The sequence below is a fragment of the Paenibacillus sp. FSL L8-0708 genome (genome assembly GCF_038009325.1).
GTDB classification, from domain to species: Bacteria; Bacillota; Bacilli; order Paenibacillales; family Paenibacillaceae; genus Paenibacillus_AQ; species Paenibacillus_AQ odorifer.
This window is the reverse complement of the sequence record NZ_JBBPBC010000001.1, coordinates 3,336,702-3,361,693: the sequence shown is the minus strand read 5'-3', so window position 1 is coordinate 3,361,693 and position 24,992 is coordinate 3,336,702. Positions and strand designations below refer to the sequence as shown.

The window sequence follows — 24,992 nt, the reverse complement described above, 5'->3', positions numbered from 1 at the left end:
AGATCTCCCTCTCCCCCCACCATCTTGAAATCCCGCACCAGTCAAGGATTTATCCTGTGCATCATCCATTTTAATTTAATTTTTTCATTCTCAAAATTACTATTTCGAAAATCTCACTATCTTCCGATATGTTCTTATGAGCTATTTGCTCAGAGACAACTTGGGGGAGATGGTAGCATGTTACAACAACTAAAAAAAAGGCGGTTTGGTTCATCAAGCATAGCAAATACTTTGTCCATTGTACTTTTAGTTATTATTGTTGTCGTCTTCTCAATCTTGGGAACCTTTATGTTTTCCAGCACTCGCAGCATACTTGTGAAACAACAAGAATCTATGCTTCAGACCAAAACACAGGCACTTGTCAGTCAATTTGATGCACTATTTAAGGAAAAGGGTTCACTGGTCAAGCAAATGTCAACGAATAACTTATTCAAACAATACATCGAAACCACCGAAGCTCCTGAAATGGCCACAACTTCTCCGCATGCCGCTGAGGTAGCAAAGACACTAGCTGCCATTGTAAAGGTGGAACCCACTTTTGCAGATGCATGGATTGCTAGTACTGCCGGCAAAGGTTTTTATATCCTCAACAATGGTACGACATCAGATGCTGCTTTTAACATTAAAGAACGGCCGTATTATAAGCCAGCAGTCGAAGCAGACGGCCTGTACTACTCCGATCCTTATATTGACATCACTACAGGCGATATGCTGATGGGTATTTTCTATCCGATAAAAAATGACAACAATACATTAATCGGTTTTGTCGCGGTTGATATAGCGTCTAAAAATATCCCGGAGTTAATGGAAAGCTATAAGCTAGGCAGCACAGGTTATTCCATTCTCGCCTCCAAAACAGGTGATATTCTGTATCACCCAGACCAGTCTAAGGTCACAAAGGAAAAGATTAATGAGCTGCCAGGTGATCTTGGGGAAATCGGCAAGAAAATGATCGCTGGTGAATCCGGCGTACATCTGATTAATGACAACGGAGAACGCCGTTACATCGGCTATGCTACAAGTAAAGATACCGGCTGGTCCGTAGGTTTAACTATTTCAGAGCGGGAAGTGCTTTCCGAATTAAAAAAGTTCACCTGGATTACGATTGGCGGGTTTGTTGCAGCGGCGATTCTGCTCGTTTTATTTTCGTATATCACACTCCGTTATCTGCTCAGATCCATACCGAAGCTGCTTACCAAAATCAAACGGGTGGAAAATGGGGATTTGACGGTTCAATTTGATGCCTATTCCAACAACGAAATTGGACAAATCTCCAACGGAATATTCAACATGGTCCAGAAAATTCAAGGGATGCTCCAAATAGTGGGTACCTCCGCTCAGGTATTAAACCAGTCCTCAAAGGATCTGCAATCTATTTCTTCCCGTACAGCTATAACGATGAACGATACAGCTACAGCCATTAATGAGATTGCGAATGCAACCAACTATCAGTCGATCGAAACGGATACGATTTTGCAAAAAACCGGATCATTATCTGGTCAAATTGACGAAATCGCTAATGATGCCATAGCCATAGAGACGATGGTGCAGGCTTCTGCCGACCAGAGCGAACTGGGGTTGGGTGTATTAGATCAGTTATCAAAATGGGCAGAAGAAAATCATAACTCCACTCATTCGATATCGTCTGCCATCCATGATATTGATCAAAGCCGTCATGAAATTTCGAGCATCGTGGACACGGTACATCAAATCGCTACGCAAACCAATCTGCTGGCACTAAATGCTTCCATAGAAGCAGCACGTGCGGGAGAACAGGGACGCGGATTTGCCGTTGTTGCCGGAGAGGTTCGCAAGTTGGCGGAGCAGACTGCACAGGCTACACAGGAGATTGGCAGAAAGGTTCATGAAATCGAAGAGAAAACTAGAGCATCTGTGGAATACACAGCCCAAGGACTTGAAATTGCCGAAGAAAATGCAAAATCCGTGCAGGCTACGAAACAGGTATTCTTTAGCATCAACAGCGATTTGGAGGCTTTGAGATTACGTATGATTCAAATCAGCAGCAACACCTCCAAAGTCCATAAACACAAAGATGAAATCCTACAGGCACTCGAAATCATTTCTTCAACTACAGAAGAGAATTCCACTTCAACGGAAGAAGTTAGCGCAAGTACGCAGGAACAATTGGACAGCATTGAACAGGTTGCCGAGCTATCCCTGCAGCTCAATCAGTTGTCTAAAAAGCTTCAGGACGAATTAAACCAGTTCCAGGTTGAATAGTCCTTTAGTCATCCGTAATTTACACAGTCGTAAGACTGTCCTCCCTTCTAGAAAAATTAAGCAGCCAGTGCATGCCGATAATCTATCGGCGCGTACTGGCTGCTTTTAGTTTCAATTCGCTAGTAATGGTCTCTTCAATAATACGGTACAGACCTTGAAACTTAACTATTGATACGGGTCAGGAATTTCCTCCCACTGACCAGTAAAGACATCTACTTTAATCGTGAATTCCCTGCTTCCTTGCCTAACATCACTGAACAAATAACCATCCCCGATAAAGCCTGAAATCCAGTCCGTATCTGTTGGCTTGAAACCCTCTGTATCAAAGATAGGTTGGAGTAACTTATACAGTTCCTTCTGGTATTCTGTACCGTTAGAGATGTTCCACAGATCTATCGCTTCTCGGTTTACAAGACTTCTCAGTGGACTGCCAGAAGTTACGTCATGAACCGTTCCGGTAAGCGGATTTATTTTATAGCTATTGCCTTCCCCTACGCCATTCAGTGGATCTATATCCACCCTATACTGATCTCCGTCTTTGCTAAAGGTCCAACCACTTGCCGGAAGCTGTTTTTCCATCATGGACTTGATATCCTGTTCACTGAGTGGTGGAGATATAAACGATCCATAGTACATCTGTGCGCTCTCAATGGTCAGATTCTTCCCGTAAACGGCAATAACTTCGAGCGGAAACTCAGACATAGACGCCGCACCGGACATATGGGCTACAATTTGGTCATCTATCAGTTCGTATGAAACTATAGATCCAAATCCGACCTTCTCTCCCCAAGCTCCCTCCGTGTAATCATACACTTTGGTCAAATGCTTTCCGTCCAGTTCAGCAGATACATAAGTGTGGTTATTTCGATGTGTAATGGATGATTTCAGCTTCTGATTCAACGTTTCGATCGGATCTTCGACCACAAGCTCTTCCAAGCTAGCAGGCTGGAGCACATGAATCTCACTCATAGAAAGTCCAGTACCCGTGCCGGTCGTAATGCGTATGAAAATTTCTTTAGTTCCATCTCCGTTCACATCTGCTTCTTCAATCAATGGAGGCCGAGTTTTATCTTCTCCTGCATTCCACAAGAATGTACGGCTTACTTCACCACGCACATCTACCGTGACTTTATGCAAAAGTGTATTCTCACCAGTGGGATTAGCAGATAACGTGATTCCGTTTTTTTCCGCCAAAAGAGTGCCTTTAACCCCGGAAGCCGTTGTATTTTTATCCTGCACTTCTGCCTGAAAAGTAGCAGGAGCGCTCATTGCCGGAGCTGATGCAGAATTTAGCTTTGCTCCTGTAAGGGTACAGCCACTTAAGATCATAATTACAGCGAGGCCCAGCATTGAGCTTTTTGCCGTAAATTTTTTGTGCCTGGTGATCATAATAATCCTTCTTTCCATTTCCTTTTTACTGCTTGAAATGCCAGCTGTACCTGCCAACCGGATCGGATCGGGTAAGGTTTCTAACAATTTGAGAAGTGTCAAGGCATAACTTCTGTGGCAAGCTGGTTCAAGATGCTTCAAGGCCAGAGCATCACAGGCAACCTCTTGATCCTCTTTCATTTGGCGTACGGCATACCACAACAGCGGATTAAACCAATGCATGGCCAGCAGCAGACCTGTCAGCAGATTTAGCAAAATGTCATGGCGCTTCACATGTGCCAGCTCATGAAGGAATATATGACGGAGTCCGTTCGTCTCCAGAGTGTGTAAAGTAGAGGTGGGCAGCAGCAACTTGGGCCGCATAACGCCAAGTAGTGTCGGTACGGCAATCTGCTTCGTCCCGATCAGCTTGACTGGGCGACGCACCTGCATTTCCTGCTTACAGGATTCGAACAACCGTTGGACTTCTGAGGAATGAATCTCCGTTTCCTGTCGAACCCGTGCGGTAAATCGCAGTTGCGCTCGAACCGACATGCCCAGCACCACCGCCGCTCCGCCAAACCACACCAAAACCAGTACATGTATCGGCTGCCATCCTGAATCGGTTTGCGGATTGACTTGTACCATAACATCCGATGTCGATTCTCCCGGCAAAGGTCCACTTTTTGCAATTCCAGTAACTGACGGCGGTTCCTTTTCCCCTCCGGTCAACTCTGGGACATAAGTAAAGCCAACTTCCGATTGCGCTGACGAAATAAAGGAACTCTGCGCCGTTTCTTTCTCCAGCGGCAACAGATTAAAAATACTAAATGTGCTTTCAGGTGCCCAAGGTATAGCCAGCCTCACGATCAATGGTATCCACAGAAGATACGTCCAAGTAGGATTCAGACGATCCTTGAACAGGAAGCGGGTCAATAAGATCAGCAGAGCCAGCACGCTCGCCATGGCAGACAGCGACAATACCTTGACGAACAGATTGTATGCAGCTTCCAGCAAGCGGCTCAGTCCTTTCGTTCATCCAAAATTCTCTTCAGTTCTTCAATATCTTCCCGGGACAACTTTTCATCCTGCAAAAAATTGACCAACATCGGGCGCAGAGTTCCACCGTAGATCCGCTTCAGAAAGGATCTTGTCTCCGATTGGACACATTCCTCTTCCCGCACCAGCGGATAATAGGAATACACCCTACCTGTCTGGTTATAACCAATAGCCCGTTTCTCTGTCAGACGCTTAATCAACGTCCGTACCGTCTTTGGGTTCCAGTCCCTGCTGCCTTCTAGTGCTTCAACAATCTCACCTGCAGTGCGTGGGGCACTTGCCCACAGCACCTTCATCACTTCCCACTCGGCATCCGAGATCTTTGGAGTTTCCGTAGACATCATTCTATCCGCCTTTCTTTCCTCTGTATGACTACACTTGTAATCCAATATCCAAAATATACAAGTCAGCATCGTTTATGTCAACCCTAAACTCCCAGCTCACCACGGTTTATGGACAATGTACACGGAGATTCATGATTACGTACATTAATAGCAATAATACGGCTTTATTAGTCAAAGATGACTTCAAAGAGGTGGAACCTATGCCTATAAAAACAGGTAATCAATACATCGAACGAATCGACCGGCAAAAGATCAATATCTGGTACAAAGGAACACGTGTTGAAGGTCCTTTATCCAAACACCCTGCCTTTCAAGGTCTCATACAAACACAAGCCGAAATGTATAACATGCAGTGTGATGAACGTTATTTGGCGCAGATGACCTATCCTTCACCTGATACTGGAGATCCGGTTGGTTTATCTTTTCTTCCACCCAAAAATGCTGAAGATTTAGAACGCCGGAGAAAAATGATTGAACTCTGGTCCAACAGACATCACGGATTTTTAGGACGTTCCCCCGATTATATGAATACGGCCATCATGTCTCTGTTCACAGCTGCTGATATCCTTGAGGATCATAATCCGAAATATGCTGAGAACCTCAGAAAATACTATGCCTACTGTCGAGATCATGATATTACCTTATCCCATGCTTTCATCCAGCCTCAAGCCAGCAAAATATCCGGCCAGATTGATGCTACAGAGGATTCTATCGCTGCTAAAGTCGTAGAAATCAATGATGAGGGGATGATTGTTACCGGTGCTTTTATGATGGCAACACAGGGAGCTACCTGCGATGAAATGCTTGTATTCCCGACTCCCTCACCCACACTTGTGGATGATGATAATCCCTTTGCGTTTGCCTTTGCGGTGCCTAATGATCTGCCTGGAATGACTTTTTTTTGCCGTGAAAGCTACGCTGCCTCATCTACTTACGACCATCCGTTAAGTTCAAGATATGAAGAAATGGATACCCTTGTTATCTTTGACCGTGTACTTATCCCTCATGTTCGTATATTTTATTATGGCGATGAGATGTACTGTTCCCGATTATTCGGCGAGAGTAACTTTCATACGCATATGGCCCACCAAATTGTCACCCGCTATATTGCAAAAACCGAGTTTTTTCTTGGTTTGCTAGAGTCTTTGGCTGAAGAACAAAACGCTGTCCTTGAGTCCTACACGATTTTGCCTATTTCCAGAATATTAGCATATTTAGAAACTTTCAAAGCCTTAAGACTTGCAGCGGAAATAGGGGCTTCGCTCGACAAATTTGGATATCTCGTTCCAGATAAAGGTCCACTGTTGGCTTCAACCATTCACTTTTCAGAGTTTTATCCAGAGATGGTTGAAATGGTTCAAAACCTCAGTTCAAGCGGGCTCATCATGATCCCCTCTGAAGCCGACTTTACATCAAGCGCTGGTTCGTATCTTTATGAGTATTTGAAGGGAAATATCTCGGATGCGTGGTATCGAAATGCCTTATTCCGGCTGGCTTGGGAACTAGGAGCGGGTGCATTCGGAGGTCGTCAAACCCAGTTTGAGCGGTTATTTTTCGGCAACTCCCAAACAGTGGCCTGGCGTATGTACAACAGCTATGATAATCACGAGTATTTTCGTCAAATCGTTCACGAATTTATTGCCCCTGATGCCCACTTGTCTAAGTCAACAACAGATGGAATTTCCAATTAATCAAGAGTTCCGAAGGTTTATAATGATGTTTTTCAGGATTGATTAAGAGACTGCTTCCGCTCTCTTTTTCAGTCCTTTTTGAGCTTTATCAACAAACCAAATTAGGAAGAACTAGATGCTTTTTCATACCTGCACTGGACAATTCTGTAATAAGTTGTTTATAGTTTATTAGCATTAGGAAGTGATTTGCTAGCTTAGGAGGGAACAATGAACTATGGGCCATATCATAGTCGTAGAAGATGAACGTGCAATCAGTGACTTAATTACTATGAATCTAAAATTAGTCGGACATACCTATAGCAAGGCTTATCGCGGGCTGGAGGTTATTGAACTGCTGGAACGTGAAAAGGCCGATTTAATTCTGCTCGATATAATGCTGCCCGAACTGGACGGTTTTGAGATCATGCAGCGGATTGCTCACTTACAAATTCCGGTGATTCTGATCACCGCAAAAGATTCACTGGCTGATCGCATCAAAGGCTTTGAGCTGGGCGCCGATGATTATATTATTAAACCTTTTGAAATCCTTGAATTGTTGGCAAGAATCAATGTGGTGTTACGTAGGAGCGAAAAAGGCATTTCCAATTTTCTCTGTGAAAACGTTGAGGTACGTTATCTTGAGAGGCTTGTGATGGTGGATCAGATACCCGTAGATTTAACCGCTAGGGAATTTGAGCTGCTTGAGGTCCTTATCCGCAACAGAAATATTGCTTTATCAAGGGAAAAGTTGCTGGAATTAGCCTGGGGCTATGATTTTGAAGGAGATACCCGTACCGTAGATGTTCACATCAGACAGCTGCGCAAAAAACTAGGCTGGGAAGAACGAATTAAAACCGTATTTAAGCTTGGTTACCGCTTGGAAGTTCAGGTCTAGTATGAGATTCTGGCATAAAATTCTGCTGTCAGTCCTCGCTTTCTTCATCGTCGCCCTAGATGTGAGTGTAATCATGATTATGAAAAAAAGCTGGCAGCTGAACATGGACAGCGAAATGCAGCGTGCTTCAAGCGAACAGCTATTAATTGCAAACAACATTTATGAAAATCTTGAATCGATTCAGACCCGTGGGGCCACACTTACCTCTACTTTAATCTCAAGTGTGGCTCAATCCTATGGTGAATTTTATCATAAGCAGGGAATCGGACTACAGCTCTGGGAGAATGACCAGCTGGTTTATCCGAATGCCGGAGTCCCATCAGTCTCAACACCGGAGTCACATTCTATTCAACTCTCTACTGAGCTCCCTGCTCCCTATCAAACTTTGTCGATCGTTTATCAACGTGATATCAGTGACCTGTATGCTAAGCAGCATGAGCTGAACCGTTTTTTTGTAATGATTAACTGGATTATCGGTCCAATTCTGCTCCTATTACTCTACTTGCTGATCCGGCAGTTGACCAAACCACTTAAACAGCTTTCAAAGACTACAAAAACGATCGCTGAAGGCAAATATACCGAGCGCGTGCAGTTGCGCAGTAAAGATGAATTTGGTGAGTTAGCCCTGAACTTTAACCGAATGGCAAACGCAGTGGAGCAGCACGTGATCGAACTGTCTAATATGGCCGATGAAAAGCAGAGAATGGTCGATAACCTCGCCCACGAACTACGCACACCTTTAACCAGTATGCAGGGATTTGCTGAATTTCTGACTTCCGCAAATATAGGCCAGGAAGAACAGCAGATGGCTGGTCAATATATCCTTAGTGAAACCTTACGCCTGAAGAATTTAGCCTTCAAACTGCTGGATTTGTCCGTCCTACGGCATCATCCTCTGACTCTGAAACAAGTAGACATATCAGATTTGTTCAAATCGGTTAAACAGATTGAGCAGCTTAAGTTGGACGAAGCAGGCATCAAACTAGAAATGGATTATTCCATCCCTGCGGTTTGGGGTGATCATGATCTGCTAACTTCCTTCTTGGTTAACCTTGTCGAAAATTCCATTCATGCCTCTCCGCAAGGGAGCACCATCCGCTTGCTTGCCTATGTATTGCAAAATGAAGCCATATTGGAAGTATGTGATTCGGGATTTGGGATGACACCGGAACAGAGCGCGCGTGTTTTTGAACCCTTTTATCGAGGTGAAAAATCGCGCACACGCGAATACGGGGGTGCGGGTCTTGGTTTATCTTTATGCAAGCAAATCGCAGATGCGCATCAAACTAGAATTTCACTGAATTCCACTTTAGGTCAAGGAACAAGTATCCGCATCTTTTTACAACTCCATAACATCTGTTCACCTACTCTATAACATCTATAGTTTAAGGTTAGGAAGATTCAGCATCATCCGAAGCAAATGGAGGTTATTCAAGTGAATAACAAAAAATTCCCCACTACTTTAGCTATACTCCTGTTCTCGGGGAGTCTGCTAATCGTCAGTGCAGTCATTCAAAACACCACCCATTTAGCTTTAACCAGCACCAAAACCCCAGGGGTGAAGTTGGAAGCACCAACGCCGGTGTTCACAGTGAATGACGATCTGCAACCGCAGATGAGTCCTAAAGAAATACAACCCATTAACAATTTCATAGACATGGAAGGTCATGAGAATTCTGAATCCAAACGGACCACTGTCACACCACCTGCTGCAGGGAATTTGAGTCAGACTGATGCCGTAATTCTGGCTGCTTCAAGCGTACGCAAATTATTCGATGTGGATATTGCCAAGCTGCAGATGCGGGTTATTCTGAGTGATACCCGAACCTCGCTGCCGTGGACATGGGCTGTACATTTCAGTCCATATAACGCCAAGACCCTAGAAGGGCAAGGTAAGGAATTCTGGGAATATGATGTACTAATTGATCCCATAAACGGTATGGTAGTGAATACGACCGCGATTAATAATGCTCTGAAAAGAACACCAATTAGCGCTTCTGCTGCCAGCACTATCTATAAAGATGCCCGTTGGATCAATGCGGCTATAACTATCCTTACAGATAAACAAAAAGAAAGCCGGAAAATTGCTACAGCAACACTGAGTAACACTGAAACCAATGATAAACGCGGCATGGTCGCTGTTCAGATGATGCTGGAAGATGGCAGCAGCTACACGGCAGAAATGCGTTATCCTGATCAAAGTCTGCGCTGCCTTACCTATGAGACTACTCAAGTAGTGAAATAATCAAAAATAGAATCAGCTCTTCACTAATCCTACTTTTATGTCGATAATTTATATTACATGGAAAAGTATGGAGGAGCATATGAATACTAATCGCAGAACCGAACCTTTTCGATATACCCTTAAAGAACCTGTAACATTTGATCTTCATATTCTTACTATTAACGGAATCCAGGTTCCTTCCAAGCCTGTAAGGGCTGTATTGTTCGACATCAGTCGATCGGGTTGCCACTTATCGTTACCCCTCAATATCAACCCAGAAAATAACCTAGTACGCATTGGCATGGAAATGAATCTTACGGATGAATCTATGTACATAGAAGGAATATTGAAATGGAACAAAGAACAACAAGGCAGTTTCCACTACGGCATTCAATTGGACATCCCTGAGAATGATGGTGATCGACTCCCAAGGGTACTTCGCATCCTTGCTGGAGAAGGCAAAATATTAGTTCGTTAAGATAACAAAAAAGAGTAGTTTTAATCTAAAAAAGCAACAACCCCGCGTTTTCATGCAGGGTTGTTGCTTTTTAGCTATTGCGATCCAAACTTATTGTTGTAATCCGAAATCGCAGATCACCATTTCATGGATTTTATTCTTGAGGCACATCCCGTTCAGGGGATGCTGCTACAGCTTTTTCTTTCTCCAGTACCTCTCTTAAATCATCTTGAATTCTGCGATTCCATAAGGGAACCCCTGAGCGATAAGCAGCTCTGCCCGTCAAATGCGCAGATAAAGGTGAGGTCATAAATACAAAGACAATCCCCAGTAGCAGCTTAGCACTTATATGATCTAGAAAAAATGCAAAATATAGAAAGGCCCCGCTCAGAACACATAAAACACCAAGGGTGGCACTTTTGGCAGCGGCATGTGATCTTAGATAAACATCAGGCAGCCGAATCAGACCATAAGCACTTACAGCACTAAGCAATGCCCCCATCAGTATTAATAAGGCAAACAGCAATTCACCGACTGTCTTGATCGTTTCCATGTTCAAGCACCACTCCCCTTTCGATGTATCTGGCAAATGCCGTCGTGCCGATAAAGGAAAGAATGCCTATTAACAAAATAATTTCGATAAAAGCCTGCGTTCGGAGTAAAACAGAAAGAACGGCTACCATGGCTAACAGATTAATTCCAATCGTATCCAGTGCCGCTACCCGGTCGGGCAAAGAAGGTCCCTTCAACAACCGCCAGGCACATACACCAATCGCCAGCGCCATAATCGTAAGCGAGAGCATAAGAATAAAATGGATCATTAACGGGTCACCTCCAATATCGCACGCTCAAAGGTGTCACGGATATTCGCTCTGAACTGTGCGGGATCCTCAACATCCATGGCATGAATATACAAAGTCCGGTTATCATCTGATACTTCAAGTACCACAGATCCAGGAGTAAGGCAGAGCAGTGTGATCAAAGTAGCCACTTCCCAATCCGATTTCAGCTCTGTAGTATATTTCAAGATTGCTGGACGTATATTAAGTTCCGGTCTCAGAACAGCTTTTACAACTACATAACTTGAAACGACCAGCTCCCGCAGCAGCAACAGGATTAGCTTAATAATTGCCCACACTTTTCCTAGATATAATCTGGGCCAAAAACGTCGCATTCCGAGCAGAATGAGGATACCGATCAAGAAACCAATGACGAAACGTGGCCCAGTCCAGTCATTGTGCAGGAACATCCACAGGAATGCTATCATGAAATTCAATAATAGTTGAAAAGCCATAGTATCACTCCTTCATGACAGCGTTAATGTATAGTGCTGGATCAGCCAGTACAGCTCCGGCTTGGCTGACAAGTCCGTTTACCGTCTCCGCACCCACACCCATCAGAATTACAATCGCGAACAGAACAGCTGCCGGTGCCATCATAGCTTTATAATGAAGCGGTTTGACCTGTTCTTCCCTTTTCTCCCCACCCCAGAACACTTGCTGGAATACCTTGATCAAGGAATATAACACTACGAAGCTGGATGCAAGTGCAATCAGCGCCAGAGCCACGTGATTCTCGCCAAATCCACTCCGCACCATCATCACTTTTCCAGCGAAACCACTAAGGGGCGGAACACCAACCAATGCCAAAGTCAGTACAAAAAACATCCAGCCGGTCCACGGATAACGTCGGATTAAACCACCCATTTCTTTTAAGCGGTCAGTGCCTGAAGCTGAGATAATCATCCCACCCAGAAAGAATAATAATGCTTTGGCAACCATGTCATGCATTAAATAAAACACTACACCATTTAACGAATCCTGAGTCGCGACAGAGATCCCAAAAGCAATAAATCCTACACTGATGATGATATTATAATTAAATATTCGGCCCAAATCGTTGTATGCCAATGCCCCGATTGCCCCAAGTATCATCGTCGCCCCCGCCATCCAGGCAATCAATGTATGGGTGAGTCCCGGTTCTTGAATAAAAATCAAAGTAAAGGTACGAGTAATTGCATACAATCCGACCTTGGTTAGCAAAGCCCCAAACAGGGCTCTAACAGCCAATGGTGGTGCACTATAAGAATCGGGAAGCCAGAAAAAGAGCAGTAAACCTGCCTTAATCGAAAATACAATTAGCAGCAGGACCGCAATGACGTTCATTACACCGCCTTGTCCCGCCTCTGCTACACGCATAGATAGATGCGCCATATTCAGTGTTCCTGTCGCGGCATATAAATAAGCAATCGTCGCCACAAACAAGGAAGAGGAAATCACATTAATTAATACATACTTTAATGTCTCTCGCAGTTGACCCTTGGACCCACCAAGTACGATCAAAGCGTAAGAGGCAACTAACAGCACCTCAAAGCAGACAAACAAGTTAAACAGGTCCCCGGTGAGGAAAGAGCCAAATACCCCGGTTAATAAAAAATGGAAAAACGGATAGTAATAAAACCGTTCCCTGTCTTCCCCAATGCTAGCGAAGGAAAAAAACAGACAAGCCGCGCCAACAATGGCCGCAGTCAAAACGAGCAATGCCGAAAACATATCGGCAACAAACACAATGCCATAAGGTGGACGCCATCCCCCCATATATAAGGTCTGGATACCGTTTGTATTTACCTGATACACAATGAATCCTGCAACAAAGATATTTACAAACACACTGACGGCACTTATGATTCGTTGCAGACGTACTCGTTCTTTCAAAAAAATGAGTATAACTGCCGTAATGGCCGGAATCAGCAGAGGCAGCACTAACAAGTTGTTCATCGTCTCTCCTCCTTGGTTCCTTCCACATCATCGGTACCCGTCGAGCGGTAAGTCCGGTATGCCAAAACAATAAAAAATGCTGTTACTCCAAAGCTAATTACAATAGAGGTCAAAATGAGCGCCTGCGGCAAAGGATCGACATAAGCTTCCGCTTCCTCACCCAGCAATGGTGCAGCACCTGTCTTGAGGCCAGACATTGTCAGTAACAACAAATGAACGCCGTGCGTTATTAAAGTGGTTCCCAGAAGGATGCGCAGCAAGCTTTTGGAAAGAACTAGATAAACACCTACGGAAAACAGTACACCGATCGCCAGGGCAATAATAAGCTCCATTAGCTATCCCTCCCGATCGTAAATATGATATTCATAGTGACACCAATAACAGCTAAGAAAACACCGAGATCAAAGAACATTGCTGTGGTCAGTTCTGTTTTGCCCATAAGTGGCAGTTGGAAATAGCCAAACGCTTGGCTCAGAAAAGGTACATCGAATAAAAACGAACCTATTCCTGTAAGAAAAGCTACAGATACCCCAACCGCGATTAACTTACGATAGTCGATAGGCAATACCTTCTCAACCATATCAATCCCAAAAGTAATGGCGAGCAGTACCAATGCGGCTGATGCCATCAATGCTCCAATAAATCCGCCTCCCGGATTATTATGTCCGGCGAAAAACAGATAAAGCGAAAATATTAGTATCATAACGAAGGCTACTTTAGCTACCGCTTGTAGTAACACATCATCACTTACAGAAGAACGTGGTTTATTATCCTTCACAGCCCGCTTCAGTGGGGCAATAGTTCCATCCGTATCCAACTGCAGTTTGATCATGGAATAAATAGCAAGTGAGGCAAGGCCAAGCACTGTAATTTCAAACATGGTATCAAAGCCGCGGAAATCAACGAGCAGAACATTAACAATATTTTTACCGCCACCCAAGGTATAGCTATTCTCCACATAATATTTCGAGATGGATTCGAACGGACTACTGCCTAAAGCAGCAAGTGCAACCAATGTCATAGTTATTCCCATCCCGATGGAAATAATTAGCTTAGGCAAGCGGGACCGAAGTTTGAGCGGCTCTTTCTCCAGCTTAGGCAAATGCCGAAAACATAGCAGGAACAATGTAACGGATACTACTTCGACAATCATCTGGGTAAGCGCCAGATCAGGTGCCCGGAACAGAACAAAGAGTAAAGTAACCATATAACCAACCATTCCTGTTAACAAAATGGCTGTGATTCTGGAACGAACAAAGGGGATAGCCAAAGCGCCCACAAGCATAACCATAACAACAATAACTTCAAACAAAGAAAACGGAGCATATTCAGTTGTCCCAAGCGTTATTCCATCGGTATACCACACGGCTCCACCAATGGCTACGATCAGGAAAGCGAAGATATACATCAAGTAATGGCGCATGGAACCTGTCATATAGGTGCCAGTCAACGCCCTAGACGATTTCTCGACCAGCCGGATTACTCCGTCATAGACTTGATTTAAAGTGTAGCCACTGCCCCATTCTTTATCGACCAGACTCCAGCGGCCGTAGATTCGGTATACAATAATACCAAGAATCACAACACCAAGTGTCATCCATATTTCTGGTGTAAAGCCGTGCCAGAAATGAATATTCACAACAAAGGGTTCTCCGGTCTGCAAGATAGGGTGAATAGCATTCATTGCAGGGATAATAAGTGTTTTGGATAATATATTCGGGAAAAAACCGATAAATATAGACAGCACTGCTAGCAGGCACGGGGCAAGCAGAAGTCCAAATGGGGCTTCATGCGGTTTTTTGTCCAGCTTCTCAGGCTGATATTTTCCGAAAAAGGTGTGGAAAACCAAAATCATACTGTATGCAAAAGTAAACACGCTGGCAATCCAGGCCAAAACCGGGAAGAGCGTAAACAACGAGGGAATAGACAATATATCCAGGTTTCGGATATTCAGAACAGCCGTAAAAAACATCTCTTTACTTAAAAACCCGGAAAATGGCGGCAAACCAGCCATCGAGAAACTGCCGATCATCGCTACCGTAAAGGTAACCGGCATAATGGAAATCAGTCCGCCCAGCTTTCGCAGGTCGCGGGTACCCGTCTCATGGTCAACTATACCGACCATCATAAACAAAGAGCCTTTAAAGATGGCATGGTTAATAAGGTGAAAGATAGCCGCTGTTGTTGCAGCAGTGTAAAAGACTGAATCTTCCCCTACATAAAATGCCGCTGCCGATCCCATTCCCAGCAATCCCATAATCAGTCCAAGTTGACTAATCGTTGAATAGGCTAATAGAGCCTTCAGGTCCGTCTGCTTCATCGCCTGGATGGAGCCATAAATCAAGGTGATCAAACCGACGCCTGACACAACCCAGAACCACTCATATTGCCCCGCAAAAACAGGGCTGAAACGGGCGACAAGATACAATCCAGCTTTAACCATCGTTGCCGAGTGCAGATAGGCGCTGACGGGTGTCGGTGCCTCCATGGCATCCGGCAGCCAGATATGAAACGGGAACTGAGCTGATTTGGTGAAGGCGCCTAAGAGAATTAGTAGCATCGCCGGAATAAATAAAGCATGCCCGCTAATATCGCCAACCTCACTCCAAATTTCCCGGATACTAAAGGTGCCTGTCATTACATAAAGCATTAAAAAGCCGGCAAACATCGCTAAACCACCAAATACGGTAATCAACATAGATTTGAGAGCACCATACCGCGATTTTTGCCGCCGATGCCAAAAGGCAATTAACAGAAATGACGAAACACTTGTTAATTCCCAAAAGCCGTATAACACCATCAAGTTATCCGAGAGCACAACGCCAAGCATCGCCCCCATAAACAACATTAGATAAATATAAAAAGGGGTTAACGCTTCTTTTCGCCGGTCCAGATAATAAATTGAATAGATAATTACAAGACTACCCATCCCAGTGATTAGCAAAGCAAACAACAAACTTAATCCATCCAGATGGAAAACCAAATCAATTCCTAGTGAAGGAATCCATGAAATGGTTTCATATCCCAAATCCCCACCTTTAATAACGGGAATCCGGGTTAAGAAATAAACAAACAAAACGAGTGAACCAGGGAAAACAAGCCATCCTCTATGAAGGTTGGGTGCTCTCTTGGACAAAAGTGCGATTACTAAGGCCATTAGAAACGGAACAAGTATGATTACATGCAGCAAAGGCAGTCCTCCTTTTCCACTTGAGCTTATCAAGTTGTGAACTTTAGTACTTACTTTTTTACCAAAAGCCAAAGATCATATGATTGGTAGGGCCTTTTATACAAGGCCCCAATGTTGATAAGGGCAAGCCCGATTATAAAGAATCGGTCAATGTGCCATCACAAATATGCAGATATCTAGCCTTTCCATCTTCTTGCTCAATTCTGAATAAACCGTTCTCAAATTCTGTGTGTAGTTCGTGAAAGAACTTTCCCTTAAGCGAATACTCTCCCTGAGGTTCATCACTGAGCTGGTACTCAGCCCCGTTTTTGACCAGGTAAGCGATAACGCCTTCCTCATGGGTTTCTTCCAGCCCTGCACGCATCCGCTGCACAGCCACGACATGCAGATCCATCATTTTCATTTTACCAATGAGTTCATTGATGAAATTACGTTTGGTAAGCTCCTGCCACCGAGTTTGAGCAGATTGTCCAATGACGATCTGTGTGACCTCATTCTCTTCAGCAACTTCTACAATAATATCTGTTGTTTTTCGGCCTTCACGTTTCCGAATGATAAACTCTGCGCCAGCTTCATCGGCAAGACGTTTCCAGACCGTCATATACATTTCTTTGCTCTGATTATATTCATCAATATCCGAACTATCGACATTTAATACAAACAATGGCGCCCCTATAATTTCAGATAGTTGGACACCACGCCGGATTAAACGCTCCCCATGCGGACCATAATGAACACAAACCATAATCTTTTCATTGTGTATGACCTTCACCCTCCTGTAACATGGCCAAGAAATACAAAAGGAGCCCACTGGCGTTAGGCCCCTTGCGTAATTCTAAAACCCGATAAGTTATACTTAATTATATCTATTCCTATGTTTTTTGTAAAGTTTGTTGGTTATCATGGAACATATTTCTTTTTAATGCTTGTATCATGCCCTTCTCTAGCAGTTGTCATACAATGGTTATTATATATTCCTTTACAGGAATATTCCCTCCGTGGTATATTATCATCACAAACAGGAAATACCAAAAAGGAGGCGCTATAGAGCCGCTTAACCACAGTATGTCATAATAGAGATACGAATGAATTTAATGAATCGAAGTGATCCTTGTTTATGAATACTAACGTTATGAGTGCCTTAGCTGAGCCCCACCGCATGCAGATCGTTGAACTATTACGCGAGAATCCTCTAACCGTTGGGGAGATTGCAGAAAGTCTTCAGCTACGGCAACCTCAAGCGTCCAAGCATTTGCGCGTCCTTAGTGAAGCGGGCTTAATTGAAGTTCAAGCTGTTGCTAACAAGCGCATTTGCAAGCTCCGTCCTGATCCATTTAAGGAAATAGACGATTGGTTAGACTCCTACCGCCATATATGGGAAGAACGATACGATCGACTGGATGATTATTTACAAAAGCTACAGAGAAATGAAAACAATAATAAATCATAGCCTCAGGTCGAAATTGGCAGGAAGCAAACAAATTTGAGGAGGATCTATCCCATGACAAATTCTAACCCGTCCAACCAAGTGGTATCCAAAGTTGTTGATGGCAACACATTAGTATTAGAGCGCGTATTCCAAGCTCCACGTGAGCTAGTATTCAAGGCTTTTTCTGAGGCTGAGCATTTGAAGCATTGGTGGGGTCCAAAAGGGTGGACGCTTCCCGTATGTAATGTCGATTTCCGTCCAGGGGGTACTTGGCATTATTGCATGAAGTGCGTGGATAAGAATCAAGGGGATTTCTACGGTATGGAGTCTTGGGGCAAGGCGTTGTATAAGGAAATTACAGTCCCAGAACAAGTCATTTATACAGATGGATTCTCAGATGCAGAGGGTAATATTTCAAAAGATTTGCCTGAAACGCTTGTCCAGCTAGATTTTATCGACCTGGAGGGTCAAACGAAGCTGGTGAATACCGGTAAATACACTTCTCCGGAAGCCTTGCAACAAGTGATTGATATGGGGATGTTAGAGGGGATTTCCCAAACCTTCGATAATTTGGACGCCCATCTTGAGAATTTACAGAAGAATAACTAGAGCAGCTATCACACGATAAGTAGGACGATGCAAGGATACTCTCTCTCCTGCTCGTCCTATTATGTTTATTTTGCAGGAAATAAGAACCTGATACTATTCGGAAAATATTGCAGGAAAAACGTGTCATTATGCGTGCCCAGCGGATCCGTCTCAAACTTCACTCGCTGATCCGCTCCAACAATCTTCTCTTTTAAAATATCATAAGCACGTTTGCTGTTAGGCACCATGTCCTTCTGGGCATTTGTCTTGTGGATCCCTTCCTGCTCACCAACATACATATAAATTCTGCATTCCCTATCTAGTCTTGATGTCTCCATGAAATGAATGAAATCTTTAAACCATACAGACGCAGATATCAATATAAAATTCCCAACAGAAGCTTCAGTCTTGTACATCGCGTACAGACTTATTAATCCACCTAGTGAAACACCACCCAAAGCCAATTTCTCCGGCTCGTTGGAGATGCGATAGGAGCTTTTGATATAGGGTACAAGATCCTGATAGACATAATTCAAATAATCATCGCCCTTGCCCCCAAAGGACCAATCCTTAAAAAGAGCAGGCATTTCCCAAGGTGTATATTCATCATTCCGCAACTGAGAATCAATCCCGATAAAAATAACCGGCTCTGTTACTCCCTCTTCTACATCTTTCTCTATTGCTGTAATCCCCTCTTTGAACAAAAAATCTCCATCCTGTAAGAAAACCGCTGGAAACATCCGCTCCGGAAATAGATGATATTCTTTCGGTAAATACACGGTAATCTGACGATCCATATGTTCAAAAAGCACAAGCTCGCCTGCCCTCATTTGCGTCATATCCCCACTCCTTAACAGTTCAGCACTCGAAACGCTCTACTCATAATCGTTGGTACTACAGAAGCGTGATTTTCATTGGGTGCGACATAGTGCTTAACCTCTAAATTAGGCAAAGCATACTCATTCAATTTTGAAAATAATATTGCTGCGTCATCGACCATAAACGACTCTTCACTCCCTACGGTAATCAATAACTTTTGTTTATCGGCCGTCAACTCTTGACCCTTGTGATAGAACTGCTCCGCATACGTCAGGATTTCATGATCATTCCACCAAATGGATGGACTAGAGGCCAAATAATACTGGAATAGCTTCGTACGAGTGAATAACGTCCAGAGGATAAATAGACCGCTGAGAGAGTGACCAAACAAGGCTTGTTTATACTGATCCACATTATATTTCTTGATGATTGCTGGCATTAACTCTAATTCTAAAAAAGCCAAAAACTTCTCAGCTCCACCATGTGGTCCTATGTCAGCATTTTTCAATCGGTCCGGATATACATACTGCTTCGCCGGAGGTGTGAAATCATAAAATCTTCTTTTGGAGACCTCTTCATCTGAACCATAATGTCCAATGCCAATCACAATTGCTGGTGCAATAAAAGTTTTCGGGGCATTTCTTGACTGCAATTTCACAACATCCCGACCCAATTGAAAATATGAATTACCATCGAGCATGTAATACACGGGGAAGCCCTTTTCTGGTGCTGCTTCTCTGGGAAGAGAAACCTTTATATCGTACGTGTAACCCGTATACTGAGATTCAAGTTTCCATGATTCTGTGTGTTCGAGCTCTACTTGTGTTGTCATTTTTTCTGTACACTCTCCCCTACACTCTTGACTTTGCTAATAAATATAAGAAATAAGGAATTCCAATAATCGAAACGACTATACCCACGGGTAACTCTGCCGGCTGAAATATTGTTTTGGCAAAATAATCCGAGATCACCAGCAAAAACATCCCTACCACTGCACTGGATAACATAATATAGCGGTGATTAATCCCTACTAATCTTCTGGCGATATGAGGAGCCATCAAGCCTATAAAACTTATAGAACCGGATACAGATACACAAACACTTACGATCCCCACACTGCATAACAGAAAGATCAGCTTTTCTTTTTCTACAGAGATCCCTAAGCTCTTTGTACTGGAATCCTCCAATTGAAAATAATTGAGTAAATAGCTTTTTCGATACATTATAAATCCTAAAATAAGCACCCAAGGTGCGATCATAATGATATAAGTCCAGTTCGCGCTGTAAATACTTCCGACACTCCAAACCGCAGCCATCTCATAATCACTTGCATTCATTTTCAGAGAGATATACAACGACAACGCACCAAAACCACTGCTAATCGCGATCCCTGTCAAAATCAAGCGTTGCATATCGAGTGCACCATTCCGCCATGAAAAAATAAAGATAATGACAACTGCGGCAAGCCCACCTACAAAACCAAACAGCGGCATGGCTAGTATCGAGAACCAGCTTTCTTTGAAAAAAGTAACTCCCGACATCTGAAAGAAAAACATAAACGCAACGATGGCAGCTCCTGCGCCTGCATTAATCCCAAGGATACCTGGATCAGCCAGCCCGTTACGGGTAATCCCTTGAATGACAGTTCCCGCTATCCCCAGACCTATTCCTACTAATGAGGCAATAATGATCCGTGGTAACCGAAACTGAAAAATAACCAGGTCAAATTTAGCATTAGGATCTATTCGCAGCAGTGTTTTTATCACATCCATTACAGACATATCAAACACGCCATTCGTAAGATGAAAATATCCGGCCACAAGGGTTAACAGGATAAAAACTAATAGTGTAAGCATATAGCGGCTAAACTGTACTTTACTTCTATCCACGCTGCTCTCCCCCTTTAACCCGAATTAAATAAAGGAAGAAAGGGATGCCAATAAAGGCTGTTACAACACCAATTGGCGTCTCAAACGGAAAGTTAATATAACGGCTTAAGACATCGCAAAACGCTAAAAAAACAGCTCCAATCACCGCTGAGCAAGGAATGATAAAGCGATAGTCTATACCTACGATAAAACGTGTAATATGAGGAATGATTAGACCCACAAAGGCTATCTTGCCGACTAAAGCTACTGCTGTCCCGGTCAGACATATAACAGATATAATACTGACAATTTTCACCCATTTTGTTCGTTGACCCAAGCTAATCGCGGTTTCATCCCCCAGGGAAGCAACCATTACTGACTTAGAAATACTAACCGCCAAGAGCAGTCCAACGATTATAAAAGGAACTGATAATATTAGCATATCTGGATTAACGGTATGTATTTTCGAGCTATACCAGACGCTAACATTTTGTGAAACTTGAAAAAACATCGCTACTGCTGAGGCGATACTACTTAAAAAAGTACCAATTACAGTTCCAATAATGGCTAACCTGACTGGAGATAAGCCGTTTTTGACCAATGAACCAAATCCGAAAACCAAACCCGCTCCGATGGCTGAACCCACCATGGATAAAATAATCATCTGAACATTCGATAATCCCGGATAAAACACCATAGCCAACGTAATAACAAATGCCGATCCGTCATTTACTCCCATAATCGATGGTGATGCAAGATAGTTACGTGTAACCCCCTGCATTAACGCCCCTGAAACAGCCAGAGCCGCTCCAACTAATAAAGCGGCGATTACACGCGGAAATCTAGATGTCATAATAATGTTGTGGTCCACATTATTAGCATCGAAGTGTGTAATCGCCTGCCATATTGTCAATATTCCAATATCTTTAACACCATATAAGACGGATACAACCATTGCTAATACGATGAATAATGGAGAAGTTGATAGGATCAATATAACTTTCCAATTTTTTGTATTCATCTTATTCATCGCACCTTCGGTTTTACTTCAACAGGTTTTCAATTGCCGCATCCAGGAATCTTACTTTAGACCAAGCCGTTCCACCTTGTGCCAACGGATCAATTGCATTTACAAACACATGATTATTTTTGACAGCAGTTACGCTTTTGAAGATCGGATTCTTGAGCAAATCATCAAGAGCTGTTGCATTATCAGTATTCTCACTAGTCTCAAACTGCAAGAAAATATAGTCCGGATTAATATCCGCCAAAGCTTCTAATGAAAGCTCTGCTTGTGCTTCTGTAGAGGAAATCACCTCAGGAATGGCAGCACCCAGATCTTCATAAATAACCGGATTCAAATAAACGCCAGCAGGATACACACACATACTGCCCTGACGAATACGAATGACTAGAATGGATTGATCTTTCAGCTTTTCTCCAATTTCAGCCTTTGCACCCGCAGCTTTAGATTCATAATCACTAATAATTTTTTCTGCATCTGTGGTCTTACCGGATAATTGGCCTAATAAGAGCAAGTTATCTTTCCAGTTTGTTGAAATATGTGAATAAGGAATCATCGTTTGAATTTTATTAAGTGCGCCGGCCACATCTTCCCCAAACTTGGAAGACCCTAAGATAACATCTGGATCCAGTTGCAGAATCGCTTCATTACTTGGAGCAAATTTATCCCCCACTAAGGATGCACCCGCTAGGTCAGTTGACAGATAACCTGGAATAGCATCAGCTATTGCAAGTACACCTACAGGTTTCACTCCCAGTATGGCAGCATCTTCCATAGATTCGAGACTTGCTGCTACAATATTATTAATCTTTGCAGGCACGACATAATCCTTGCCCAAATATGTAACGGTTTGTTCAGTGGCAACAGCCTCCTGAGCCGCATTTCCTTTGTTATTTGCAGTTCCTTCTGCTGCTACTGCAGCATTATTTGTGCTTTTTTCTGAAGCTGTCTTATCCTTTTCATTGTTACCGCAAGCTGCCAAACTCAAAGCTAAAACTGCTGATACCCCAGCTAATAAATATTTTTTCTGATTCATAATCAATCTCCCCATCTATATTTTATTTATCATTCTTCAAACTAAAGTAATGATAATGAGAATCGTTATCATATTAAATCATATGAGAATAATTATCAATACTTTTCTTTGATTATATGAAATCTTGTAATTTAACAGATGCGTTGAATGATTAGTGAACATGCAGAAGAACCCGCACCAACTGCGGGTTCTTCTGCACTATAAATATGAGTCCATTTTTTTAATCAGCGTTATAAAACTCAGATAAGTCACGGAACAACAATCCGCACGCCTCTAGTCTATTAAGTTCCTCATCCACATCAGTGATCAAATTGCTTTCTCTCTCATGGGCTGTATTGATTAGCCACGGTTGTCCCTGTTTTAGAAAACAAAGATCATCAGGCAGCCTGGTCTGTACCCACGAGTACAAGCTGGTGGAATAGGATAAAAGAATATTGACGGCTTCAGGCGAACAATCAAAAAAATAAACATCTGCATAATGCCCCATAAGCCGAGTCCCCGGCCAATAGTCATCTTTTATGACCTTTTTGAGAAAAGGTTGCAGCTGTTCAAGCAGTTCATATCCTTCTGGCTCCAACTCCATCTGATCACGTTTTACTAGAATAAATTCATCACATACTTCCATAGCTACCTGTACCAGCGTCTTGTAGGTCTGACCCGTTGGTTCCTGCAAAATAGTATGAATAATAATGTACCCCCTCTACTTACTTGTATTATTCAAATATTCTTTATGCATCCTACCCCAGCCACACATGCTATCCAAAACTGTAATTAGGGATTTGCCATGTTCTGAAATACTATATTCCACCCTGAGTGGAAGCTCATGATAACTCACCCGGTCGATAAGCTGATCCTCTTCAAGCTCCCGTAATTGTTTAGCTAACGTACCTTGGGAGACATCTGGGATAATCCGTCTAAGTTCACCAAATCGTTTTGTGCCATCTATCAATAAAATAAATAAAATGAGCGGCTTCCACTTTCCACCGATCTTTTCAAGTGTTGTAAGAACCCCGGTTAATCTCGGCTCCAGCAAATCCATGCGATCCCCTCTTTCGATAGTTATATAACTATATGTTCGAACCAGCTAGTACGAAAAATCGTACCTAGTACGAAAAAAGTGCGTACTGTGCAGGTTATATTTTATAGCTAATAATAAAAAACAGAACTTAATAAGTCCAATTAACTATGAACGGAGAAGATAAATATGTCCACTATTTCATTAAAAAACCAGCGCATCGTCATTATCGGAGGAAGCTCCGGAATAGGGCTTGCAACTGCCAAACAAGCGGTTGAACAAGGTGCAGCTGTCATAATCGCTGGGCGTTCACAAGATAAATTAGAGAAAGCTCAACACCTTCTGGGATTCGATTCTGTTGAAATTCATTCACTAGATAATCAAAATGAACAGGACTTGAAGGATTTCTTTGAAAAAATCGGCGTTTTTGACCATTTGTTCACTCCGGGAGCCTCCTATGTTAGAGGACCGATTACTTCTAGCTTGGAGATTGCACACAGTTGCTTTAATGCAAAGTTCTGGCCGCAATATCATGCTGTAAAGCATGCCATCCCTTTTATCAACCCTACAGGCTCCATTGTTCTTATGTCCGGCGCATTCAGCCAACGTCCACTTGCAGACGGTGCCTCCTATGCAGCTTGTAACGGCGCGATTGAAAGTCTGGGAAAAGCATTAGCAGTAGAATTGGCTCCGATTCGGGTAAATGTCATCTCCCCTGGAACCATTCATACCAACTTTAATTGGGAAGGCGCAGAACAGGAAACTAGAGACAAGGCTTACGACGAATATACGAATATCAATATCCTTGGCAGGGTGGGTCATGCCGGCGAAGCAGCACATACAACCATTTATTTGATGACCAATAGCTATACAACAGGAAGTACTTTATTTCCGGATGGGGGATATATTTTGCGATAAAAAACAGCTGAGTCAATAAGTTGGAACCGCTACTTATTGACTCAGCTTCTTTTAGTTGAAAGAATCAGGG

Annotated in this window: 25 protein-coding genes; 9 read left to right on the top strand and 16 right to left on the bottom strand. The window is 43.1% G+C overall.

Translation table 11 applies throughout. The features are described from left to right. The first annotated feature begins 177 nt into the window (after nucleotides 1–177). Nucleotides 178–2,241 carry a methyl-accepting chemotaxis protein gene (locus tag NYE58_RS15835; protein WP_341002286.1) on the top strand — a complete coding sequence of 688 codons (2,064 nt, stop codon included), beginning with the start codon at nucleotides 178–180 and terminating at the stop codon, nucleotides 2,239–2,241. A 165-nt stretch (nucleotides 2,242–2,406) separates the two neighbouring features. Here NYE58_RS15835 and NYE58_RS15830 read toward each other — a convergent pair whose 3' ends face one another. Then, nucleotides 2,407–4,626, bottom strand: coding sequence for a M56 family metallopeptidase (locus NYE58_RS15830; RefSeq protein WP_341002285.1), 2,220 nt, complete (start codon nucleotides 4,624–4,626; stop codon nucleotides 2,407–2,409). Nucleotides 4,627–4,631: 5 nt separating this feature from the next. Beyond that, complete coding sequence (locus NYE58_RS15825) at nucleotides 4,632–5,009, bottom strand: BlaI/MecI/CopY family transcriptional regulator (RefSeq protein ID WP_076126059.1); 378 nt, start codon at nucleotides 5,007–5,009, stop codon at nucleotides 4,632–4,634. A gap of 203 nt (nucleotides 5,010–5,212) precedes the next feature. Here NYE58_RS15825 and NYE58_RS15820 point away from each other — a divergent pair, with 203 nt between their 5' ends. The 5 genes from NYE58_RS15820 to NYE58_RS15800 all read left to right on the top strand — a co-directional run bounded on the left by NYE58_RS15820 (nucleotide 5,213) and on the right by NYE58_RS15800 (nucleotide 10,279). Next, nucleotides 5,213–6,703, top strand: a complete 1,491-nt coding sequence (locus tag NYE58_RS15820) for a 4-hydroxyphenylacetate 3-hydroxylase family protein (RefSeq protein WP_341002284.1) — start codon at nucleotides 5,213–5,215, stop codon at nucleotides 6,701–6,703. A 214-nt stretch (nucleotides 6,704–6,917) separates the two neighbouring features. Continuing rightward, nucleotides 6,918–7,577, top strand: coding sequence for a response regulator transcription factor (locus NYE58_RS15815; RefSeq protein ID WP_076135640.1), 660 nt, complete (start codon nucleotides 6,918–6,920; stop codon nucleotides 7,575–7,577). Nucleotide 7,578: 1 nt separating this feature from the next. Further along, nucleotides 7,579–8,952 (top strand): sensor histidine kinase, encoded by a 1,374-nt coding sequence (locus NYE58_RS15810; RefSeq protein WP_341002282.1) that lies wholly within the window; start codon nucleotides 7,579–7,581, stop codon nucleotides 8,950–8,952. Nucleotides 8,953–9,012: 60 nt separating this feature from the next. Beyond that, nucleotides 9,013–9,822 carry a hypothetical protein gene (locus tag NYE58_RS15805; RefSeq protein WP_341002281.1) on the top strand — a complete coding sequence of 270 codons (810 nt, stop codon included), beginning with the start codon at nucleotides 9,013–9,015 and terminating at the stop codon, nucleotides 9,820–9,822. Nucleotides 9,823–9,901: 79 nt separating this feature from the next. After that, entirely contained in the window at nucleotides 9,902–10,279 is a 378-nt protein-coding gene (locus tag NYE58_RS15800) for a PilZ domain-containing protein (protein ID WP_076126051.1), read from the top strand. Nucleotides 10,280–10,412: 133 nt separating this feature from the next. Here NYE58_RS15800 and mnhG read toward each other — a convergent pair whose 3' ends face one another. The 7 genes from mnhG to NYE58_RS15765 form a co-directional block, all read right to left on the bottom strand. Continuing rightward, nucleotides 10,413–10,811, bottom strand: coding sequence for a monovalent cation/H(+) antiporter subunit G (gene mnhG / locus NYE58_RS15795; RefSeq protein WP_036686408.1), 399 nt, complete (start codon nucleotides 10,809–10,811; stop codon nucleotides 10,413–10,415). Continuing rightward, nucleotides 10,786–11,079 carry a Na(+)/H(+) antiporter subunit F1 gene (locus tag NYE58_RS15790; protein ID WP_036686407.1) on the bottom strand — a complete coding sequence of 98 codons (294 nt, stop codon included), beginning with the start codon at nucleotides 11,077–11,079 and terminating at the stop codon, nucleotides 10,786–10,788. Before NYE58_RS15790 ends, mnhG begins: the two co-directional genes overlap by 26 nt. Further along, entirely contained in the window at nucleotides 11,079–11,552 is a 474-nt protein-coding gene (locus NYE58_RS15785) for a Na+/H+ antiporter subunit E (RefSeq protein ID WP_076126047.1), read from the bottom strand. Before NYE58_RS15785 ends, NYE58_RS15790 begins: the two co-directional genes overlap by 1 nt. Nucleotides 11,553–11,556: 4 nt before the next feature. Next, entirely contained in the window at nucleotides 11,557–13,035 is a 1,479-nt protein-coding gene (locus tag NYE58_RS15780) for a Na+/H+ antiporter subunit D (RefSeq protein ID WP_076189930.1), read from the bottom strand. Further along, entirely contained in the window at nucleotides 13,032–13,367 is a 336-nt protein-coding gene (locus NYE58_RS15775; protein ID WP_036686402.1) for a Na(+)/H(+) antiporter subunit C, read from the bottom strand. Before NYE58_RS15775 ends, NYE58_RS15780 begins: the two co-directional genes overlap by 4 nt. After that, entirely contained in the window at nucleotides 13,367–16,231 is a 2,865-nt protein-coding gene (locus NYE58_RS15770; RefSeq protein WP_076126230.1) for a Na+/H+ antiporter subunit A, read from the bottom strand. The genes NYE58_RS15775 and NYE58_RS15770 overlap by 1 nt, the downstream gene beginning before the upstream one ends. Nucleotides 16,232–16,358: 127 nt before the next feature. Continuing rightward, nucleotides 16,359–16,997: a universal stress protein gene (locus NYE58_RS15765; protein WP_232061321.1), complete on the bottom strand. Its 639-nt coding sequence runs from the start codon at nucleotides 16,995–16,997 to the stop codon at nucleotides 16,359–16,361. Nucleotides 16,998–17,342: 345 nt separating this feature from the next. Between NYE58_RS15765 and NYE58_RS15760 the strand changes: the two genes are divergently transcribed. Together NYE58_RS15760 and NYE58_RS15755 are read left to right on the top strand one after the other, a co-directional pair. Beyond that, nucleotides 17,343–17,675, top strand: coding sequence for an ArsR/SmtB family transcription factor (locus tag NYE58_RS15760; protein WP_076280772.1), 333 nt, complete (start codon nucleotides 17,343–17,345; stop codon nucleotides 17,673–17,675). Nucleotides 17,676–17,726: 51 nt separating this feature from the next. Next, entirely contained in the window at nucleotides 17,727–18,263 is a 537-nt protein-coding gene (locus NYE58_RS15755; RefSeq protein ID WP_076183573.1) for an SRPBCC domain-containing protein, read from the top strand. A gap of 65 nt (nucleotides 18,264–18,328) precedes the next feature. On the opposite strand, the gene NYE58_RS15750 is transcribed toward NYE58_RS15755, so the two are convergent. The 7 genes from NYE58_RS15750 to NYE58_RS15720 all read right to left on the bottom strand — a co-directional run bounded on the left by NYE58_RS15750 (nucleotide 18,329) and on the right by NYE58_RS15720 (nucleotide 24,028). After that, a complete protein-coding gene (locus NYE58_RS15750) occupies nucleotides 18,329–19,081 on the bottom strand; it encodes an alpha/beta hydrolase (protein WP_081387359.1) in 753 nt (250 codons plus the stop codon). 11 nt (nucleotides 19,082–19,092) lie between these two features. Beyond that, the gene (locus NYE58_RS15745; protein ID WP_341002279.1) at nucleotides 19,093–19,893 is read right to left on the bottom strand and encodes an alpha/beta hydrolase; all 801 of its coding nucleotides are present in this window, start codon (nucleotides 19,891–19,893) and stop codon (nucleotides 19,093–19,095) included. Nucleotides 19,894–19,912: 19 nt separating this feature from the next. After that, a complete protein-coding gene (locus NYE58_RS15740) occupies nucleotides 19,913–20,917 on the bottom strand; it encodes a FecCD family ABC transporter permease (protein ID WP_076126226.1) in 1,005 nt (334 codons plus the stop codon). A gap of 25 nt (nucleotides 20,918–20,942) precedes the next feature. Next, a complete protein-coding gene (locus NYE58_RS15735; RefSeq protein ID WP_370510681.1) occupies nucleotides 20,943–21,950 on the bottom strand; it encodes a FecCD family ABC transporter permease in 1,008 nt (335 codons plus the stop codon). A gap of 22 nt (nucleotides 21,951–21,972) precedes the next feature. Further along, nucleotides 21,973–22,989, bottom strand: a complete 1,017-nt coding sequence (locus NYE58_RS15730; protein WP_076126035.1) for an ABC transporter substrate-binding protein — start codon at nucleotides 22,987–22,989, stop codon at nucleotides 21,973–21,975. 220 nt (nucleotides 22,990–23,209) lie between these two features. Beyond that, the gene (locus NYE58_RS15725; RefSeq protein ID WP_081386290.1) at nucleotides 23,210–23,662 is read right to left on the bottom strand and encodes a hypothetical protein; all 453 of its coding nucleotides are present in this window, start codon (nucleotides 23,660–23,662) and stop codon (nucleotides 23,210–23,212) included. Between the two features lie 27 nt (nucleotides 23,663–23,689). Next, on the bottom strand, nucleotides 23,690–24,028 hold the full coding sequence (locus NYE58_RS15720) for a winged helix-turn-helix transcriptional regulator (RefSeq protein WP_076126032.1): 339 nt from the start codon (nucleotides 24,026–24,028) through the stop codon (nucleotides 23,690–23,692). Nucleotides 24,029–24,193: 165 nt separating this feature from the next. Between NYE58_RS15720 and NYE58_RS15715 the strand changes: the two genes are divergently transcribed. After that, complete coding sequence (locus NYE58_RS15715) at nucleotides 24,194–24,922, top strand: SDR family oxidoreductase (protein WP_341002276.1); 729 nt, start codon at nucleotides 24,194–24,196, stop codon at nucleotides 24,920–24,922. Nucleotides 24,923–24,992: the final 70 nt, after the last annotated feature.